The sequence below is a fragment of the Tetragenococcus halophilus genome (assembly GCF_001712815.1).
In the GTDB taxonomy this organism is placed as follows: Bacteria; Bacillota; Bacilli; order Lactobacillales; family Enterococcaceae; genus Tetragenococcus; species Tetragenococcus halophilus.
Map to the genome: position 1 here is coordinate 1295567 of NZ_CP012047.1, position 19273 is coordinate 1314839.

The window sequence follows — 19273 nt, forward strand, 5'->3', positions numbered from 1 at the left end:
GTCTCTAATTCTTCATCTTTAGTAAGTTTCATCAAAAGTTCAATTCCTTCCTATTAAATAGTACATACTATACACAAATAAATTATCTCACTATTTCTTTTTGAGAAATCAGAATCAATTCGAAAGTATTCTAATCTATCAGCTGCTCTGCCAAAAGCACATAGGAATTTCACCTCCCCCCAGTAATGGCGGGCCAATTTGGTTACGGAAGTATCATTATCGTAGTCATAATTTTCATATTAAACTTGTCGCTCAAAGGATAACCTTTTCATGGCGTAACTAGAAAATCGCAATCTACATGTACTGATAGATTTACTATTCACTTGTCAAAGAGCGTTAGGCTATTTTCAGCCTATGGAAATCCTTTATTGTAAACTGATAAAAAACTTCCATAGAATGAAAAGGAAAGGGAAAAAATACTTTAACGAGTTGTGTCAAATTCAAGTATCTTCTCAATCAATTTCGTTTCCAGTTGTCTACGCATATATTCATCTACGTACATAACCATTCCTTTTTCTTCTTCATAGACAGGTTTCATGGCTAATCGTGATATATAATTTTGATATTTTGACAGAACGATGGACATGGCGATTGAATCACCAGAGACTGCGGCTTCAATAGTAGCTACTGGTATAAACGGTATATATCGTTTATTTTGCTTCATAATTGCCACCCAAATACTTTCCTAACTCTTCCAAGGCCACTTGTCGTTGGTACCAAACACCGCCGAGACTTTTCCCAATAATATCGCCAATTTCACGATCGTTGAGACCGATGAAGAAGGACATCAAAATGATTTCTTGTCTTAGACTAGATAATGCTGCAATCGCATTTGACAACTCCTCATTTGAAATAAAAATCTTTATACCTAGGACAATAAAGCTACCACTACTATTCATATTTGGTTCTGAATAATAAAACTCTGTATCCAGTCCTTTTTGTTTCAATATCTCCATTGAGATTTGACGTTGGCGAAATCTAGCGTATTTCTTTTGAATGTTTAATGCCTCGTTGCGGACTACTTTCTTACAAAAACTGTCAAACGCGTGTCGAATGTGGGTTTCCCCTGAGTCGCCCATAAATTTTCCTCCTCAAAAAATTCATTCAACTCGTTTTACTTCTATCCCTTTCCATTATTACTACAATTTGGGAGTGAGCATTTTTCGAAAAAACTAAATTTTTTTCAAAATAAAAAAGGCATACAGACAGGAATTGTCTATACGCCTCACAAACAGTTAAAGCTAATATCTTATCTTGCTTTTCATAAATTTGTTATATATATAAGACGCAAATTTCAAGTAGAACTTAGCAACTTATTGAAATTCACTAGTTATTCTATTTTAAACACTATCTAGCATGCGCTTGAAAATGAGCTCGGGCATGGCACTGCGCATAGTAGATTGGTCAGAAGTACTGAGATTAACTCCAAAGAACTGTCCAAAGACCATCATGCCAAGGAGTCTCATCATCAAGCTCATGCGGCAGTGAGCGCAAGTTTCGACATCTCTTCAAGTAAACACTCACGGGGAGAGTGGCGTAGCCTAATATTTTTCTTGGTAACCTGTTCATCCAGTCTTGGACACGCCGTATCAATGATAGGGATACATGTTCCATACGTGTTCCCTTCGAGATAAAGCGCCGAAGCATTCCCGTTTATCCACCATATCCGGTCGTTTCTCGATCAGATCGCCAAAAATTTTTTTGTTTCATCTGTTTCGCGATTTGTTGGTTTTCCGCCGAATCTTGAGATGCTGGTCAATATTTTTTGTTTCCATTAAGCCAAGATCAATATAGTTGTACAGCGTTGTCGTGCAAGGAATCTCTTCATGGGGAAATAAGTTCAGTTTTTTTGCACGTCCCACATGGACATCGGGTGAATACTTTTTTTTCTTCATCTGATAATCAGCATACGCCATGAAGTCTGGAGCTGCAACCCATTTCGGTTGTTTGCGACAGTTTACTTGAGCTCTTTCATAAGAAGCCTGACCAGTATCGGCGGAATAAACGAAGGGCTCATAGCCATAGGTTTTTCCTTTTTGAACTTGACGTTTAATTTGACGGACCGTACCGTTTTTTACTTCAGTATGAATTGTTTGAGGAGCCGTTCGAGTAATTTTGCGATTGCACGATTGGATAGCTGTCGGTCACGTTATTTCCAAGCTTCAATTTTTTTCATTCCTGATACTTAAGGTGTTTGCCTTTGCGTAAATATGTGAAATCCTCAGGACAATTCATCCTTTATTGATTGTGTGGGAACTTCAATAATACATGAAATTGGGTAATGATGTTTTTTATTTTATGAAGTGGCTAAGTTTATTATAAAATATACCTTTTTAATAATTCTTCTCGATATTCTTCAATTAAAAAATTATCTCTGAATCCTTAATCGAGAGTATAAAATATTTTGTGTAAATAGAAAAAAGGAAGTCTCTTCTGTAGAATAGAGTTACCATAACACATTCACAGAATTCCGCGCGACCGCAACGGCGAGTTCAAGCAACAGACTGTTCCTGCTTATAGACGGACGAATGATACCTTAGAGGAGACCGTCATTCACCTCTTCCGAAAAGGTATTACCATGTCGGAAATCGCAGACTTGATTGAGAAAATGTATGGGCATCACTACACGCCCCAAACCATGTCCAACATGACTAAAGTGCTGACTGAAGAAGTAAATGCATTTAAAGTTAGAACTCTAAATGATAAGTATGTCGCTATTTTCATGGATGCTACTTATATTCCTTTAAAACGGCAAACCGTCTCCAAAGAAGCAATCTATATTGCCATTGGTATACGAGAAGACGGCACTAAAGAAGTACTAAGTTATGCGATTGCTCCGACTGAATCGACCTACGTTTGGAATGAGTTGTTACAGGACATTTACTCCAGAGGGGTTCATGATGTCTTAGTGTTTATTACCGATGGCTTAAAAGGCATGAAAGATACGATTCACCAGATTTATCCTAAAGCTAAATACCAACATTGCTGTGTTCACGTTTCCCGTAATATTGCTCATAAAGTACGTGTCAAAGATCGAAAAGAAATCTGTGATGATTTTAAGGCTGTTTATCAAGCTAGCTCAAAGGAAGAGGCAAATACCTTTTTAGGGAGTATGATTGAGAAGTGGCAGAAAACTTATCCTAAAGTGACGCAGTCACTGATAAAAAATCAAGATTTATTGACTTTTTATGAGTTTCCGCCTGGCATCCGCCGAAGCATTTACTCAACTAATTTAATCGAATCTTTCAATAAATAAATCAAGAAATACAGCCGCAGAAAAGAGCAGTTTCAAAATGAAGAATCACTAGAGCGTTTCCTAGTATCCATCTTTGATACATACAATCAAAAATTCTTAAATAGAAGCCATAAAGGCTTCCAACAAGTGACGGATACATTAGCTTCAATGTTTACTGAGTAACCCATTATTTTGCAGAAGGACGAGTTATTTACACAAAATTATTGACGCTCCCGGTTGGTACAACAAGAATTGCAGTAGCATAGTCACCATTGATGAAACTACTTAATGATTAAATTGAGCAATTTCTCAAATAGCACAAACTGCTCTTCATAAAACGAAAAGCAGTTCATAATGTATTTAGATATTTCATTGTGCTATTGACCAGAAACACACTATTTAAGGTACCTTTCTCTTTTCGCTGAGATTCACCAACTTCAATTGCACAAAAAAGCGTGAGCACAAGGCTCACACTTTTTCTAGTTGACTATCCTAAAAATTCGAAAACATCTTTACGATCATACAATTTCAAGATTTTTTCAAATAAGATTTGACCTACGAAAGCAGCTACGATTGGTACAACAAACCAGCTGATTAATAGTAGAATAATACTCAAACCGGCGTCCAATGAAGCCAACGGACCTACCAACCCTACCAAACCGAAACCAGCAGAAGCAGGAGTCCCTGAGACTGAGAATAACGCTGCTGGAATTGCTGAGATGATAGCGGTGAATAGACATGGCACCAAGATAATTGGTTTCCTAAACAAGTTTGGCATCATCATTTTCATAGCACCCAATGCGATGGCCAAAGTAACCCCTGGTTTGTTGACTTTCCAAGAGTTAACTACCAAGACAACTGTTGTTGCGGCAACACCCATAGCGGCTGCACCAGCAGAAACACCGTTCAATTGAATTGCCATACCAATGGCAACTGTAGAGATCGGCGAGATAATCAAGAAAGCAAAGGAACATGCAATCAAGATTGACATCAAAATTGGTTGCAAAGTAGTAAAGGTATTAATTAAGTCACCGATAGCGGCAGTAATCTTGGTTACGTAAGGATATAAATAATAGCCGATTAGACCAGCGCCGATACCAACAACGATTGGTGTTGCAACAATTGCCACGGACCCAAATTTTTCGCCGATCAACAAGATCATGCCGACAGCGATTGATGCAGTAATCATGGTATTGATGATGTCTCCGGTACCAGCACCGATATAAGTAGCTGTGTCAGGATTGAATTTCACAACACCGGAGCCAACGAAAGCTGCACCGGCAACTACTAACATTTGCATTGGTTTGAAGCCAAACTGCACCGCAATCAAAGCGCCAATCAATAGTGGAGTAGCTAGTTGGAAAATAACTGCCATTTGTGTGATCGTTACTGCTAAGGTATTTTCACCAAATAATTTCAAAATTGCTGCCAATACCGCGTTAGGAATCAACCCTACGATGATCCCCGTTGCGGTACCCGCTAATACTTTATTTAAAAATATTTTTGGAGTTAATTTTTCTTCCATTTTCTCGTCCTCTTTCTAATGATTACTATTTCGCTCCTAGAATTTCTTCTTTACTATGAACCAGTTGCGTTAAGAAATCACAGTAAGGAGTTACTACGCCATATTTTTTACCTTTACGAGAAATGGCTCCGTTGATGTAGTCAATCTCGGTCAAACGGTTATTTTTTATCAAGTCTTGGTGCATCGATGGGAAATGCATACCAATCGTAGTCGGGTCAAAACAAGTTTCTACATGTTCGATTACTTCGGGAATGTCTAAGTTGACGTTTTCTTTGGCAGCAACAGCTGCAAATTCGTTAACAATAGTCACTACCATGTCATGAGCAGGTTTGGTTGCACCAAGCCCCGCCATATTGACGTCTAAAATCGTGCATAAGCCATTCATCGTACCATTGACACAAGCTTTACGATAAATTGAATAATGAATGTTGTCGGAATATTTGGCATTTAAACCAGACGCGGACAAAGTTTCCGCCAATTTTTTCGCTGATTCTTCTTGGCCAATACCTAGATTTTGCAATTTAACAGACCCGCTGCCAAATAATTTAGCCTTGCCGGGACCTTCTAGACCAGCAGTCCACATGGTGTTGCCGATAAAGATTTTTTCCATCGGTACGAATTTTTCGATTACGTCTTCATGACCGATACCGTTTAAAAGACACAAAACTTCTGTGTGATCAGCAATTAATGGTTTAACATCCTGCAGCATTTTTTCCAACTGCATTGCCTTCGTGAATAAGATAATCAAATCAAATTGCTCACCAGTGGGCACCTCATTCTGATTAACAATTGGGACTTTAACAGTAATTTCTTCGCCATTATAATTAGCCTTCAATCCGTTTTCTTTGATGGCATTGATATGCTCCTGCCAGCCGTCGATTAGCAAAACATCGTTACCACCTTGTTTCAACATCAGTCCGAACCGGGAACCCATCGCGCCGGCCCCTGCAATTGCAATTTTCATAAATAAAAGCCTCCAAACTTAATTTATAATAAGTCACTAGTGGTGCATTAATATAATCAGAATATTCAGATTTTAACTTTTTCTAAAAAATGACAAAAAAATCAAATGCTTACGCAAGGGATGACTTTTCCAGAAAAAATTTTTTCATTATTTATCTGAATACTGTTGCAACGACGACAAATGCTATTTCGTCACGTAGGAACGAGTAATACCCACAATTCTTCAAAAGGTTGAAAAAGCAGATGTTTTAATAGGCGCTTGATTTGGAACGGGGATTTCTTACTTCCTGTCTCTACTTTGAGTAAATACGTCAATAGACTGGCAATCATGGCGAGAATGATTTGATTGCTTACCCCTTTTTCACTGTGTGAAAATAGCTTTTTAATCGTCATATGTTGCTTGATATGCTTAAAAAATAGTTCAATTTGCCATCTCGCTTTGTACATGTCGGCCACTTCTTGGGCGGTCACATCAAAACGGTTGGTGACAAAGCGTAATTGTTTTCCTTTTTCATCCTGAATCGTGACCAAGCGAAACGGGGAAGTTAAATAAACCTGAGTGCCTAACACTACCATTTGGTCACGCAAAATGTTTTTACTCTGAGAAGGTTCATAAGTTTCTAGGACATGAACTTTGGCGTTTTTCTTCACTCTTGTGACGAAAAAGTAGCCGTCAGCTTCCATCTCGTCCAGTCGCTCGTAATCAATATAGCCACGATCAAAGATATAGGTCGCTTCCGGTTGATTGACAAAAACTTCTAAGTGATTGTCATCATGTTCTACCGCATTCGTGACTTCAAACTGATCCGGATACAAGTGTTCTTTATCCATAAAACAGAGTTTTAAGTGCAGTTTGATCCCCGCTTTGGTTGAGCGAAAGTCCGCCCAAGGGTACCGAGTGGTATTTAACGAAAAAGTGGAAGAATCCACGAGATAGAGTGCGTTTCGTTTGGTCACCGGTATTTTTGACCGTACTTTCTCCAGTAATTGGGCGAAGATCGCCCACAAAATTTCGTCATCCATCTGGGCGAGTGCACGGGAAAGCTGCGAATGACTAATCGAATCTAACGCCATGGTCTGTTGTAGATCAGGCGAAACAAACGCTGTATCTATTTCACGTAAACTTTCGCACTCATTGTCGATGCCATAGAGAAACACTTTCAAAAAGTGTTCAAAATCAAACTTTTTATGATACTTGTCGGCTTGCGAAATTTTCTCACGAATAGAAAAAGGTAAATTTTTGAAATTTATGTTCGAAAGCCATTTATTAAAAGCTGAAATTGTTTTATACTTATCCATGTTGTTGTCCTTTGTATTGGTCTTGGATAAGTCATCCAAGACCAGTATAAAGGATTTTTTTATGGATGGAAATAGTGTGAAACATAATGAGTGAATTTAAAATGTTTCATGCACCACTAGTGATAATAAGTAAACATTTTCACATTTCTCATTATAGAGTTTTCATTCGGAAACTTCAAGTAGGAGAGTGTAAAAGTATTAAATGGCAATTAATTTAAAATGCTAAAGTTAAACTTAATGAACAAAGTAATGCCACTGGACCTAAGTTCAGTATGACAAGGGCCAAAGGCTAAATATTTGGCCCTAAACCAAGCAGAACAAGGTCCAAGAGCTAAACATTTGGACTTAAAAACAATTAAGAAAGGGCCAAACATAAAGCACTTGGCCCAAAGTCTAAGAAGGAAAGGGCCAAAAATATAAAATTGGTCTTAAATATAAGTAAAAAAGGGCCACTTTTTAGTTACTTAAAAACATTTGCAAATACTGTTTCCTAATCCTAGTTAGCAAAATAAAAATAATTATTCTTTTCATTAAAATCATTTACAAAAAAATCTTGTAAAGTCGGCTATTTGAACTTTACAAGATTTCTCTTTAAATAAATTTCATATGTGGCAAAGGATAGTAAACAAAATGAGCGGTTCCCAAGATCTCATCTTCTGAAATTGCGCCAAAAGAACGACTATCTTTTGAAAGACGACGATTATCACCGATGACAAAATAACTATCTTTTCCTAATTTCTTTACACCCATTAATTCTTCAAAATCAAAATCATGGGTATAAGGAGCTGATTCGTCATCACTATGGAGATTATCTTCTAGGAAAGGTTCAGCTACTTTTTTATCATTGATATAAAGCTGATCATCTTTATAACTAACCGATTCGCCTGGTAAGCCGATAACTCTTTTAACATAAGTGCTACCATCTGGGAGGTTAAAAACAACAACATCAAAACGTTTAACACTTGATAAACGCTCAACTAATACCATATCTCCTTGTGACACAGTATCTTCCATTGAACTTCCTTGCACTGGCATAGGAATTAACAAAAACCCTCGAATCAAAAGTGCTAGCAGACCAGCAGCAAATGAATATTTTATTATCAGCCAAAACCATTCGAAAAATCGTTCTTTATTCATCTAGCTATCGACCTCGTCTAGTTCCTCATTTTGTTAGTTCTTCAATTGCTTTTTTATACACTGAATCAGAATTTTGGATCTTTTTAACAACCTCTTGTTCAATAGCTGTGCTAGTCTTTTTATCTACACTACCACTTGGTTCAATGTCTTGTTCTTCTTGAAAGTCTTTTACAGCTTGTACAGTTTTATCGTTAAACTCATCGCCTTTTGTGTCATACCCTAATGCTTGCAAAAACTTATGCAAGTTCTTAACCGTATCTGATTGATCGCCCTTCTCAAAAGTTTCATCTTTTGGTAGCGGAGGTAAGTAAGCATAATCCGGTAAATCAGCTTCTATTGTTGGTTCAACACCTTTTTCATTGATCCATTCGCCCTTTGGCGTTAACCATTTTTGTACGGTCATTTTGACTTCACTATCGTCAGAAAAGTCACTCACGCTTTGAACAGTTCCTTTTCCAAAAGTATTCGTTCCAACAATCGGCGCATTAGCTGACTCTTTTAAAGCCGCCGCAAAAATTTCTGAAGCTGAAGCACTTTGTTTATCCACTAGTACCGTGGTAGGCTCGTTCACTTTAAAACCGCCGTCCAATTTTTCAGAAGCTTTACTTTTACCTGTAATCTCTTCATCAGTTCCAAATTGAACAATAGTTTTACCATCAGCTAAAAACATACTAGCCATTTCCTCTACTTGATCTAAATAACCCCCAGGATTTTGACGGAGATCAATCACAAAAGATTTGGCTCCTTGTTTGCGTAAATCCTTAATTGCATCTCTTAACTCTTTAGCTGTATTTTCATTAAAACTGGCAATTTCAATACTGCCCACCTCTTGATGGTCTTCATCAAGTTCATAATCCAAAGACTCAAGCGGGATTGTATCGCGCTTGATTTCGACATCAAAATTTTCATCGTCACGCTCCACAGCTAGTTTTACAGTAGAACCCTTCTTGCCTCGAATGGTCTGCACAACTGAATCAAGGTCTTTACCCTCGGTCTTTTTTCCATCAACTTCAAGAATCTTGTCTTTTGCCTGTAAGCCAGCTTTTTCAGCGGGACTATCTTTTACAGGTGCTTCAGAAACTTCTGGCAAGTCATCGACAATCGTCAAAGTTGCTCCGATCCCTTCAAAATCACCAGATAATGACTCGGTAAATTCTCCGGCTTCTTGTTTTCCTAGATAAGAAGTATAAGGATCATCTAAAGAATCCGTCATTCCTTCCAGTGCACCTTCAATTAAGTCTTCATCGTCAACATCTTCATAATAGTTTTCTTGAATATCATTATACAAAGCATGAACTTTGTACAAATCATTCTGGGAAAGAGAAGAAGATTGGAAAAATTCACTTGAAGTGACCCAATAAACTAGGCCTCCCGATATAAGAGCTACAAGAACTAAAGAAATAATGAAGCTTTTCAAAGATATCTTTTTATTTTTCATGTAACACCTCAATTCTAATAAAGAACTTCACCGATTGTTTTCTAAATATTTTTGCCAAACACTATCAAAAATATCCATATTACTTAAATAATCAACATTCATCTCTAAGTAATCAGAAATTTCCTCATAACTATCACTTTGCTTAGGAAATTGGATATCTTTAGCCGCATTGTTAGCAAAGACTTGAATTTCATCAGCTGCATTTGGGCCTCTTAAGGTCATTAAATAATGGTAAAAACTACGCTTCATTCGCCCCAATTCTCCTTTATAAAGGCAGCGCGTTTTGCATGATTTCTAGCAAAATTTTCGGGATTTTTCTTATAAAAATCTTGGTGATACATTTCCGCAGGATAAAATGTTTGCGCAGGTTCAATTTGGGTAACGATCGGTTTGTTAAAGCGACCGCTGTTTTCTAGTGCTTGACGACTTTTTTCCGCAATTTCTTTTTGTTCTTCATTTAAATAATAAATGACTGGACGATAATTATCTCCGCGATCTTGGAATTGTCCAAAAGCATCTGTTGGATCTGTTTGTTGCCAGTAAAGTTCGACTAAATCTTTGTAAGAAATAATTTCTGGGTCAAAAATGATTTCAACTGCTTCTGTGTGTCCGGTTGTCTTGGTAACAACTTGTTCATAAGTTGGATTTTCTACATGACCACCGGTGTAACCTGATACTACTGAATAAATTCCAGGCTGTTCATCAAAAGGATGTACCATACACCAAAAACAGCCGCCAGCAAAAATTGCTCTTTGTTTCATACAATCACTCCTATTTTTCTTTGTCCTGAGGTAAGTATAGACTTACTTGGATGTCATCATCAACTAAATTGATTTTCTCTGCTTTTATAAATAACCCATTTTCCATACGAAATTGATCAAGTCGAAGAAGTACTGTTTCTTCATCGGGATCAAACTCAATCCATTTTGGAAATTTAAAGCTTTTTTCGATCATTTTCATCACTTGACCCACTGGAAGATCCAAAGTACCGATTGAAAGACTATCTGCTTTAAGTTGTACATTTCCATTATCAGTAACATATGGGTCAAAATACAAATAAAAAGTAATAGGTGCGCCTAAGACCTCAAAATCACCTGTTAACATGGCTTGATTCTCTAATTGAAAATGGTACTCTACATCAGAGTCTGCTTGATAATTTTGCAAATAAAAATCCATCAATAAATTGATCTGTTCTTTATTACTATTGATTGATAGAACGGGCTCTCCTTCACGCTGCACAATAGGTTGTGTATCGTATTGAATCACTTCTCTTTGCTGTGTCGCGCGAAAGAAAAAGAAAGCAGCTAATCCTAAGATGATTCCTAATAATATAATAAATGAAACTTTCCATTTATTAACTGCTTTTCTTTCATTTTCCTCTGTTGATTTTCTATGCTTACGTTTTTCCTCTTTCACGATGCGTTCTCCTCTTTTAACCAAATATCTTTGGTTGTATCAATATTTTTCATCACTTCACGTGTGATTAATTGGTACCCTGTCGTATTAGGATGGAAATTGTCTTCCTCATAAAGTGCCTTATTTTTCACCGTATTTAGGTCATCATCTTCCTCAGAAGAGGAACTTTTTTTATTCGTATTAAGCGCTGCTTCATCACCAGTTCCTTGCGAAATCACTTCATTGATAGGGACAAAATAAGCATTTTCATCTTTTTCAACAATTTCTTTTGTTCCTTCGTCCCAATTTTGGATGATTGTTTGCATATCCTCAATTTCGGGAAAATTAACATAAAAAGGATTATATACACCTAGCACATAAATGCCCGCATCTGCGTTTAGAGAACGAGTTTCTTCTAATATTTCAGAAAGATTATCCTGATATTTTTCTAACGGACCTTCAAATGAATCAACACTTAGACCAAAAATATTCCTTTTTATGACTTTCATAATGTCATTGCCACCTACTGTCACTGTAATAAGATCAGAGCTAGCAATATCATTTTGTGTCTTATCATCTTCTTTGATACGTTCTAAAATTTGATCACTTCGTTCACCTGCAACGCCATAATTATCCACTTCAACGCTGCTTAAAGCATAATCGTCTTGCAAATCATCCGCCACAAGAGAAACAAAGCCACCATTTTGTGTCGCATCTCCTACACCTTCAGTGAGAGAGTCACCCACAGCTGTATAGTGAATATGATCTTTGACCTTACTATCATTGGCGCTTGCACTATCGACTAATTTAGGCTGAGCTTTAGGAAAACTTAGCTGAAGGACCAAAAAAATGATTAAAGCGATAGCCGCCACGCTAAAGATTGGAATAAAAAATTTTTTATTCTTCATGGCTCTTTCCTCTTTCTAAGATTTAATCTTATTCTTGCAAATTTACACACAATCAGTTTATCAAAAATAATGAAAAAATCGTACTGATTTTCAATTTGTTCACCAAAATTTAAAAAATCAAAATAAGCTGGGACAAATGTCTCCAGCAATAATCACTTTCTAAGCAAAAAACTTTTTTTATGATCATTACTGAAAAGTGACTTTTTTCCCAGCCTCTTTCATTATTTTATTAAACTTGATCCGCATAATACATAATCGCAAATGCATCTTTTCCCGTATGCGTCGCAATAATAGGTGTTGTATGCAGTAGATAAATTTCCAGTTGAGGGAATAATTCCTGTAATTCATTTTTGTACTTTTCACACTGTTCTTTGCCACCAGCATAAGAAATACCAATTTTTTTTACCGTCGAATTTTCTTTCAATTCATTTTTCAAACGTTCAAACCATTTATTGAAGGTTTTAGATCCTCGTCCCTTTACGATAGGAAATAAATCTCCGTTTTTAAATTCCATAATGACACGTATACTCAATATACTTGACAAAAGGCCTTTTGCTCGGCTGATACGCCCACCCTTCACAAGATTTTCGAGCGTTGAAACGCCAATATATAATTTTGTATTTTTTAACATTTGTTGAATTTCAGGCAATACTTCTTCTGAAGTCTTTCCATCTTGTGCCAGCTGCGCAGCACGCATCACCGCAAAAGCTAAGGATTGATCTGTTGTTTCTGTATCAATAACTGTTACTTTACTTTGGCTTATATTACTTGCCTGTCTTGCAGCTCCAACAGTTCCACTAAGCTTTTCAGACATATGAATAGATAGAATTTCACTACCATCTTTTCCTAATTCGTCATATAAGTTAACAAATTCGCCAATAGGTGGTTGGCTGGTTTTGGGTAATTTTTTGGCTTTTGCCATCATTTCCATAAAATTTTCGCCAGTAAGATTTTCATCATCAGTATAAACCGTTCCGTCGATCATAACAGAAAGAGGGATAATATGAATATCGTATTCGTCCCTTAAACTTGGCTTCATCGTAGCTGACGAATCTGTTACTATTTTCAGTTTTGCCATAATTTTCTGTTCACTCTTTCTTTTAGCTGCACCCTTTTTTAAGTGGTCAAAGCCAAATCATTTCTTTAAATAGTATAACAGAATGAACTTGAATTTTCATCAAAAATAAATGCTTAAACTTATAAAGCTTCCACCGCTTGAATTGCGGCAAAAACTTGCTCTTCGGTCACTTCTGGATCTATCATAGGAAAAGTATCATCTTTTGCTGCCGCTTGTTGAATCACTGGTGCTAGACTTTCTTTTGTCGCATTCTCAATATTCATTTGTGCTAATTTATTAGGTAGGCCAATTTGTTCATAAAATGGAAGGATCTTGCTTATTTCATCAAAGTCATTGGTATAGGCTAACTGCACTAAGATACCATAAGCAACTTTTTTACCATGCAGTGCCTTATGCGTTTCTTCCAAGTAAGAAAGCCCATCGTGGACTGCATGAGCACCCGCTGAACGTCCATAACTTACCGCAAAGCCACCTGTTTCTCCTGCCAGTGCAACAATTGTGTCCGCCACTCGAGCAAAAGCTGGTGTAATGGTCTGCTGATTCAAAGAGTTGATTGCTTTTTGTGAATCTTCAAATAAAATTGCTGCAATTTCTTTGGCACAAGCAATCCCCAAACGTGTATAAGCGGATTTATCCTCTTCATTTAAACGTCGGGTAATCCCTTCAATTTCGTACCACTTCGCCAAAGTATCGCCAATGCCTGCTTCGAAGTATTCTCTAGGTGTCGCCAATAGAAATTGCCAATCGACCAAAGTTAGATAAGGCGCACGAGTTTGAAAGCCCATGCATCTAAAAGTACGATTAGGATAATAAACAGCTGTAATTGGGGTAAACGGCGCGCAATTTGAGATCAAAGTTGGAACTAAAATAACATCGCAGTTTAATACTTCAGCTGTTAACTTTGCAGTATCACAGACACGTCCACCTCCAATACCAACAATGACATCTGCTTTACCAATTTGGTTTGCGATTTCTTGCGCGTTTTCATAACTCGCACTGCCATCATAACGGTAAACAGGAAAAGGCAATTCTTCTTGGTAATAATCATTAAAAACTCGGTAAGAAACATTTCCTGTAACAATGGCTATATCTTTAAAAGCTGCTAAATATTCGGGTAGATCTTTTATAACATTCGTTCCGCTAACATAACGATTTCCTCCAGGACGAACTTCATCATTAATATTCATGGCCACACTCCTTGTTTATTGAAATTGGAGTAAGTTTACAACTTATTTTTTCTGAAGTCAACGTTGAAAGCGTATTATAATTATAATTTTCTAAATATTCGTTTAATTTTTTGCACACATAAGAATTTATTAAAACAATCGTTACTTTTAGCAAATATTCTTGAATAAAAAAACGTTTACGTGTATAGTCGAATTAAAGATCGAACATATTTTACTGGAAAGAGGGAAGCTAGTGGAGGCGAAAAAATTTACAAATAAATACTTAATAACAAACGAAGTTTTTAATGCGATAACTCATGGCATTGGTTTTGGTTTAAGCGTTGCCGGGCTCATCATTTTACTAGTAAGCGGAACGCGCTTGGGCTCGTCTATCCATATTGTATCTTATGCAATTTATGGTTCAATGTTGATTTTACTTTTCTTAACATCTACGCTATTTCATAGTCTGATATTTACCAAAGCAAAAAAAGTCTTTCAAGTTTTCGATCATGCTTCTATTTATTTACTGATCGCAGGCAGCTATACACCTTTTTGTTTATTAAGCATTGGCGGCACCTTTGGCTGGGTATTGTGCAGTGTAATTTGGCTGTTAGCGATTGCGGGTATTGTCTACAAATCATGTACGTTGCACAAAAAAGAAACTGTCTCGAAACTTTCTACTTTAATTTATGTTTTGATGGGTTGGGCATGTATTATTGCCTTTCGGCCATTGATCGACTCTCTAGGAATTTCGGGGGCTCTACTTTTAGCTAGCGGCGGTCTGGCTTATACGATCGGCTCCATTTTTTATAGTCTAAAAAATGTACGGTTTATGCATGTTGTCTGGCACTTATTTGTTATGTTAGGTGCAGGATTTATGTACTTCTCCGTTTTGTTTTTTACTTAAATTAGAAAAATAAAACCTCAAGTATTCGCCCTTTAACCAATACTTGAGGAAATTTTTTTATCAAAGAAAGGAATTTTTTATTTGAACAATCAAACTGAAATTGAAAATTACTGGAAACAGTTTGTTAAGGAAAAAGGCATCAGTACCACAAACTATTCAGCTTGGTCTTTTGGCGACAGTAAACAAATGGCTGATGAACTAGCCGAATTGGTCGTTAAAGGCGATAAAACAGCTACAACCTCAGCTTATGACTTATACGAAATTGGCGAAAAAATACCGGAAGTCGGCGAATACAATATGATTCTTGACGGGAATCATCACCCAGTTTGCATTACCCAAACCAAAGTTGCAGAAATAGTCCCTTTTAATTTTGTATCCGCAGAACATGCCTATCACGAAGGCGAAGGTGATCGTACACTTTCGTATTGGCGTAAAGTACATGAAGACTTTTTTAAACGAGAATACGCTGATGCAAACAAAACATTTTCAGAAGATATTCCCTGTCTTTGTGAAGTATTCAAAGTGGTATATAAGTGAACGAATCGTTTATTGTTGAGTAAAAGATTTAAGTTCCATTCCTTATTATCCAAAAATTGAGGAAACTTTCCTTATTTCTTTATTCAATTCCGTCTTACTTAAGATAAAAATTGTATTTATAGCTCGATTTATCACTTTTATGAGGAATGAATTTCGATTTCATTCCTCAACTTTTCATTATTGAAGAAACGAATTTTATTTCTTTACTCAAAAAATCAAAATTGAGTAAAACTTCGCTTATTTACACAAAATTCAATTCAACATTCATGTTAGCGAACTATACTCTTTCGTAAATCTCAAAGCGATGTTTATAATGATTTCTTTCATCAATCACACCCTCTTTTTCTTCTTTTAGCTTCCATTGAGACCAATCTACTTCTGGCATATAAGTATCTCCTGTAAAAACCTCATCAATAAAAGTACGATATAAATAATCAAAATGTGGAAGAAGTGCCCGAAAAATCTCTGTTCCTCCGCCAACAAAAACAGGCGTAGATTGTCGATTGGCTAATCCAATAACTTCATCTATCGAATGTAAAATTTTTACATTTTCTGCTTTGTAGTTAGGATCTTTTGTTAGAATAATCGTTTCACGATCAGGTAAAGGACGCCCACCCATGCCTTCAAATGTTTTTCTTCCCATAACTAAGGTATTATTTATTGTATTATTTTTAAAAAACTTTAAATCATTAGGTAAATACCAAGGAAGTTTATTATCTTTTCCAATTAATCCATTCTTATCTTGTGCCCAAATAGCGATTAACAATTCATATTACCTCCCATTACACTGCGATCGGTGCTTTGATCCCGGGATGTGGCGCATAACCTTCTACTTGGATATCATCCATATCAAAATCAAATACCGAATGTTTTTCCTGATTTAATATCAAACTTGGCGTTGGTTTGATATCACGTGATAACTGTTCTTTCATTTGTTCAAAATGATTATTATACAAGTGAGCATCGCCTAATGTATGAACAAACTCACCTACATCTAATCCCGTTTCATGTGCAATTAGATGGGTTAACAACGCATAGCTTGCAATATTAAAAGGTACACCTAAAAAAACGTCTCCACTACGCTGATACAACTGACAGCTTAGTTTGTTATTATTCACATAAAACTGAAACATGGTATGACAAGGGGGTAAAGCCATACTTGGAACATCTTCAGGATTCCAAGCCGTGACAATCATGCGACGTGAATCAGGATTTGTTTTAATCAATTCGATTACATTTTTCATTTGATCTATAAAACTCCCATCCGTCGTTTCCCAGTGACGCCACTGATAGCCGTAAACTTTGCCTAAGTCGCCGTATTTCTCTGCAAATTCTTGGTCGTTTAAGATCATCTCACAAAACTTGTCATGTTCTTTTTTATAGGCTTGATTAAACGCTTCATCCACCAAAGAACGCCGGCCAAAATCAGTCATATCTGGTCCTTTATAGTCCTCACTTTGTACATAATTGGCAAAAGCCCATTCATCCCAAATATGATTATTATGCTCAAGCAAGAACCGAATATTCGTATCTCCTTTTAAGAACCACAATAATTCGCTTTTTATTAAACCAAAAGGGATTCGTTTAGTCGTCAATAGCGGAAAGCCTTTGCTCAAATCAAAACGCATTTGGTAGCCAAAAATACTTTTAGTACCCACACCTGTACGATCTTCTTTTTGATTTCCCTCTTCTAAAATTTTACGGCCTAAATCCAGGTAAACTTGCTCCATTCAGTCTTCCTCCCCTTATTCATACATACTCACTTAAGTATTCCCAACGCGCCATTTTATTCGTCAATTCTTCTTCTTTTTGATCGACATCTTCTTGTAATTCTTGCAGTTTAGTATAATTATCGCTCTGTTGATTCATTTCTTCTTTTAATTGAGCAATTGTTCTTTCTAAAGTATCGATCTCATCTTCAATCGTTTCCCACTCTTTTTGTTCTGCATATGTTAATTTTTTCTTTTTCGGTGTTTTGGGATCTATTTTTTTAGCAACTGACTTTGCTTTAGAAGGTTTGACGCTAGTTGATTTTTCTTGTCGATAATCGGCAATAGAACCCATATACGAATCGATGACACCATTTCCGTTAAAAATGAGTAATTTTTCTGCTACTTTATCTAAGAAATAACGATCGTGTGAAACCGCAATAACTGCTCCCGGAAATGTTTGCAGATAGTCTTCCAAAATCGTCAAGGTATCAATATCTAAATCATTAGTCGGCTCATCTAAAAGTAAAACATTGGGTTGTCCGATCAATAATTTTAATAGATATAAACGACGTCTTTCTCCCCCGGATAATTTACCTATCTTAGTGCCGTGCATAAATCGCGGGAATAAAAATTGTTCCAGCATTTCGGCGACATCTGTTGTAGTACCATCACTTTGAGTAACTTCTTCAGCTGCTTCTTGCAAATAACTGATCATACGCTTATCTTCATCCATTGCTTCATTTTGTTGAGTATAATAAGCGATTCTTACAGTTTCACCAACAATAAGTTCCCCGGAGTCAAGTGGTAAACGCTCTGCCAGGATATTTAATAAAGTCGATTTACCTGCACCATTTTCACCTGTAATCCCTAAACGTTCTCTTGACTGCACCAATAAATTAAAATGTTCTAAAATCGTTTGTTGCCCCATTTGATAAGAACCATCTTTAATTTCCAATACTTTTTTGCCTAAACGTTTAGTCGCAAAATCCAAAGCAACCTGTTCATCATTTTGTACTTGATGAAGATTATCTTTTAGATCCTCAAAACGATTAATGCGTGCTTGTTGTTTCGTTCCTCGTGCTTTAGGTCCTGTACGCATCCAAGCCAATTCTTGCTTATATAATTGCTTACGCTTCTCTTCTTGTTCAGCCGCTACTCTTTGTCGTTCCGCTTTTTCCATTACATAAGTTTCGTAATTGCCTTGATATTCATAAAGTTTACCAAAGGATAGTTCAAAAATGCGACTAGTAACATGATCTAAAAAATAACGATCATGGGTGACCATTAAAAGTGCGCCTCTATAATGGGCTAGATAGTCTTCCAGCCATTCAATTGCTTCATAATCCAAATGATTGGTTGGCTCATCAAGCAAAAGCAAATCAGGTTCGTCGATCAAAACTTGCGCCAGGCCCACTCGCTTTTGCTGTCCTCCTGATAATGTGCCTACCTTTTTATCTAAAGTTGAAATCCCTAATTTTTGTAAAATGATCTTAGCGTTGGTATCAGTATTCCAGGCATCTTTTTCATTCATTGCTTCTTGAGCTGCAGCGTATCTATTTTGTGCTTTAGTCGATTGACTATTATTTTCTAGTTCAAGTAAAGCTGATTCATATTGCTTTACTACAGCAACTTGTTCATTCTCCCCTTGAAATACAGCTTCTAACACCGTTTGATCAGCTGCTAATGTCGTTTCTTGCGGTAAATAACTCATGCGATAATCGTTGGGGTAAAAAACATGTCGCTGATCTCCATCGTCATCTTGTAAACCAGCTAGGATCGACAACAAACTCGTTTTTCCGGTGCCGTTAACACCAATCAATCCTACACGATCATGTTCATGAATAATAAATGAAATTTGATCAAAAAGTACTTTATCCCCGTATGTTTTTGAAAGATCGCTAACCTTTAATTCTTTCACGATATCTTCCTCCGATCCATCTTATTGTATCACAAAATAATTGCTTACTGTAAAG

The 19273-nt window shown here is 36.6% G+C and carries 18 protein-coding genes and 2 pseudogenes; 3 read left to right on the forward strand and 17 right to left on the reverse strand.

The features are described 5' to 3' along the window. Positions 1-421 precede the first annotated feature (421 nt). From AC806_RS06050 to AC806_RS12330, 3 genes and pseudogenes are all read right to left on the reverse strand, one after another. A complete protein-coding gene (locus AC806_RS06050) occupies positions 422-664 on the reverse strand; it encodes a helix-turn-helix domain-containing protein (RefSeq protein ID WP_002335627.1) in 243 nt (80 codons plus the stop codon). Then, on the reverse strand, positions 651-1079 hold the full coding sequence (locus AC806_RS06055; protein ID WP_002335626.1) for a sigma-70 RNA polymerase sigma factor region 4 domain-containing protein: 429 nt from the start codon (positions 1077-1079) through the stop codon (positions 651-653). The genes AC806_RS06050 and AC806_RS06055 overlap by 14 nt, the downstream gene beginning before the upstream one ends. Before the next feature lie 395 nt (positions 1080-1474). Continuing rightward, a pseudogene (locus AC806_RS12330) lies at positions 1475-2235 on the reverse strand (transposase). A 229-nt stretch (positions 2236-2464) separates the two neighbouring features. Here AC806_RS12330 and AC806_RS06060 point away from each other — a divergent pair. Next, a pseudogene (locus tag AC806_RS06060) lies at positions 2465-3418 on the forward strand (IS256-like element ISEfm2 family transposase); the annotation flags it as partial. Positions 3419-3722: 304 nt separating this feature from the next. On the opposite strand, the gene AC806_RS06065 reads toward AC806_RS06060, so the two are convergent. From AC806_RS06065 to AC806_RS06115, 11 genes are all read right to left on the reverse strand, one after another. Continuing rightward, positions 3723-4760, reverse strand: coding sequence for a PTS sugar transporter subunit IIC (locus AC806_RS06065; protein WP_014124953.1), 1038 nt, complete (start codon positions 4758-4760; stop codon positions 3723-3725). Between the two features lie 25 nt (positions 4761-4785). Next, positions 4786-5724 (reverse strand): 2-dehydropantoate 2-reductase, encoded by a 939-nt coding sequence (locus AC806_RS06070; RefSeq protein ID WP_014124954.1) that lies wholly within the window; start codon positions 5722-5724, stop codon positions 4786-4788. Positions 5725-5915: 191 nt separating this feature from the next. Beyond that, positions 5916-7022 carry an IS4 family transposase gene (locus AC806_RS06075; protein WP_069028973.1) on the reverse strand — a complete coding sequence of 369 codons (1107 nt, stop codon included), beginning with the start codon at positions 7020-7022 and terminating at the stop codon, positions 5916-5918. 591 nt (positions 7023-7613) lie between these two features. Then, positions 7614-8159 carry a signal peptidase I gene (lepB, locus tag AC806_RS06080; protein WP_061840530.1) on the reverse strand — a complete coding sequence of 182 codons (546 nt, stop codon included), beginning with the start codon at positions 8157-8159 and terminating at the stop codon, positions 7614-7616. Positions 8160-8184: 25 nt separating this feature from the next. Continuing rightward, complete coding sequence (locus AC806_RS06085; protein WP_069028974.1) at positions 8185-9597, reverse strand: S41 family peptidase; 1413 nt, start codon at positions 9595-9597, stop codon at positions 8185-8187. 27 nt (positions 9598-9624) lie between these two features. Next, positions 9625-9846, reverse strand: a complete 222-nt coding sequence (locus AC806_RS06090; protein ID WP_014124957.1) for a YozE family protein — start codon at positions 9844-9846, stop codon at positions 9625-9627. Beyond that, on the reverse strand, positions 9843-10358 hold the full coding sequence (msrA, locus tag AC806_RS06095) for a peptide-methionine (S)-S-oxide reductase MsrA (protein ID WP_014124958.1): 516 nt from the start codon (positions 10356-10358) through the stop codon (positions 9843-9845). The genes AC806_RS06090 and msrA overlap by 4 nt, the downstream gene beginning before the upstream one ends. Positions 10359-10368: 10 nt before the next feature. Beyond that, positions 10369-11016, reverse strand: a complete 648-nt coding sequence (locus tag AC806_RS06100; RefSeq protein ID WP_371873145.1) for a YpmS family protein — start codon at positions 11014-11016, stop codon at positions 10369-10371. After that, a complete protein-coding gene (locus AC806_RS06105; protein WP_069028975.1) occupies positions 11010-11900 on the reverse strand; it encodes an SGNH/GDSL hydrolase family protein in 891 nt (296 codons plus the stop codon). Before AC806_RS06105 ends, AC806_RS06100 begins: the two co-directional genes overlap by 7 nt. 229 nt (positions 11901-12129) lie before the next feature. Further along, positions 12130-12978 carry a DegV family protein gene (locus AC806_RS06110; RefSeq protein ID WP_061840526.1) on the reverse strand — a complete coding sequence of 283 codons (849 nt, stop codon included), beginning with the start codon at positions 12976-12978 and terminating at the stop codon, positions 12130-12132. A 119-nt stretch (positions 12979-13097) separates the two neighbouring features. Next, entirely contained in the window at positions 13098-14165 is a 1068-nt protein-coding gene (locus tag AC806_RS06115) for an iron-containing alcohol dehydrogenase family protein (RefSeq protein WP_061840524.1), read from the reverse strand. 232 nt (positions 14166-14397) lie between these two features. Between AC806_RS06115 and trhA the strand changes: the two genes are divergently transcribed. After that, complete coding sequence (gene trhA / locus AC806_RS06120; RefSeq protein WP_014124963.1) at positions 14398-15051, forward strand: PAQR family membrane homeostasis protein TrhA; 654 nt, start codon at positions 14398-14400, stop codon at positions 15049-15051. 81 nt (positions 15052-15132) lie between these two features. After that, positions 15133-15588 carry an ASCH domain-containing protein gene (locus AC806_RS06125; RefSeq protein ID WP_069028976.1) on the forward strand — a complete coding sequence of 152 codons (456 nt, stop codon included), beginning with the start codon at positions 15133-15135 and terminating at the stop codon, positions 15586-15588. Positions 15589-15865: 277 nt separating this feature from the next. Here AC806_RS06125 and AC806_RS06130 read toward each other — a convergent pair whose 3' ends face one another. The 3 genes from AC806_RS06130 to AC806_RS06140 are packed head-to-tail and all read right to left on the reverse strand — an operon-like array spanning position 15866 to position 19218. Further along, on the reverse strand, positions 15866-16354 hold the full coding sequence (locus AC806_RS06130) for a dihydrofolate reductase (protein WP_061840521.1): 489 nt from the start codon (positions 16352-16354) through the stop codon (positions 15866-15868). A 16-nt stretch (positions 16355-16370) separates the two neighbouring features. After that, on the reverse strand, positions 16371-17318 hold the full coding sequence (locus AC806_RS06135; RefSeq protein ID WP_014124966.1) for a thymidylate synthase: 948 nt from the start codon (positions 17316-17318) through the stop codon (positions 16371-16373). Positions 17319-17337: 19 nt separating this feature from the next. After that, positions 17338-19218, reverse strand: a complete 1881-nt coding sequence (locus AC806_RS06140) for an ABC-F family ATP-binding cassette domain-containing protein (RefSeq protein ID WP_069028977.1) — start codon at positions 19216-19218, stop codon at positions 17338-17340. Positions 19219-19273: the final 55 nt, after the last annotated feature.

What these genes read in the sequence shown, in the direction of transcription:
- AC806_RS06055 (WP_002335626.1), bottom strand. Translation starts at nt 1,079, where the DNA reads ATGGGCGACTCAGGGGAAACCCACATTCGACACGCGTTTGACAGTTTT.
- AC806_RS06070 (WP_014124954.1), bottom strand. Translation starts at nt 5,724, where the DNA reads ATGAAAATTGCAATTGCAGGGGCCGGCGCGATGGGTTCCCGGTTCGGA.
- AC806_RS06115 (WP_061840524.1), bottom strand. Translation starts at nt 14,165, where the DNA reads ATGAATATTAATGATGAAGTTCGTCCTGGAGGAAATCGTTATGTTAGC.
- AC806_RS06090 (WP_014124957.1), bottom strand. Translation starts at nt 9,846, where the DNA reads ATGAAGCGTAGTTTTTACCATTATTTAATGACCTTAAGAGGCCCAAAT.
- AC806_RS06085 (WP_069028974.1), bottom strand. Translation starts at nt 9,597, where the DNA reads ATGAAAAATAAAAAGATATCTTTGAAAAGCTTCATTATTTCTTTAGTT.
- AC806_RS06135 (WP_014124966.1), bottom strand. Translation starts at nt 17,318, where the DNA reads ATGGAGCAAGTTTACCTGGATTTAGGCCGTAAAATTTTAGAAGAGGGA.
- AC806_RS06110 (WP_061840526.1), bottom strand. Translation starts at nt 12,978, where the DNA reads ATGGCAAAACTGAAAATAGTAACAGATTCGTCAGCTACGATGAAGCCA.
- AC806_RS06065 (WP_014124953.1), bottom strand. Translation starts at nt 4,760, where the DNA reads ATGGAAGAAAAATTAACTCCAAAAATATTTTTAAATAAAGTATTAGCG.
- msrA (WP_014124958.1), bottom strand. Translation starts at nt 10,358, where the DNA reads ATGAAACAAAGAGCAATTTTTGCTGGCGGCTGTTTTTGGTGTATGGTA.
- AC806_RS06050 (WP_002335627.1), bottom strand. Translation starts at nt 664, where the DNA reads ATGAAGCAAAATAAACGATATATACCGTTTATACCAGTAGCTACTATT.
- AC806_RS06075 (WP_069028973.1), bottom strand. Translation starts at nt 7,022, where the DNA reads ATGGATAAGTATAAAACAATTTCAGCTTTTAATAAATGGCTTTCGAAC.
- lepB (WP_061840530.1), bottom strand. Translation starts at nt 8,159, where the DNA reads ATGAATAAAGAACGATTTTTCGAATGGTTTTGGCTGATAATAAAATAT.
- AC806_RS06105 (WP_069028975.1), bottom strand. Translation starts at nt 11,900, where the DNA reads ATGAAGAATAAAAAATTTTTTATTCCAATCTTTAGCGTGGCGGCTATC.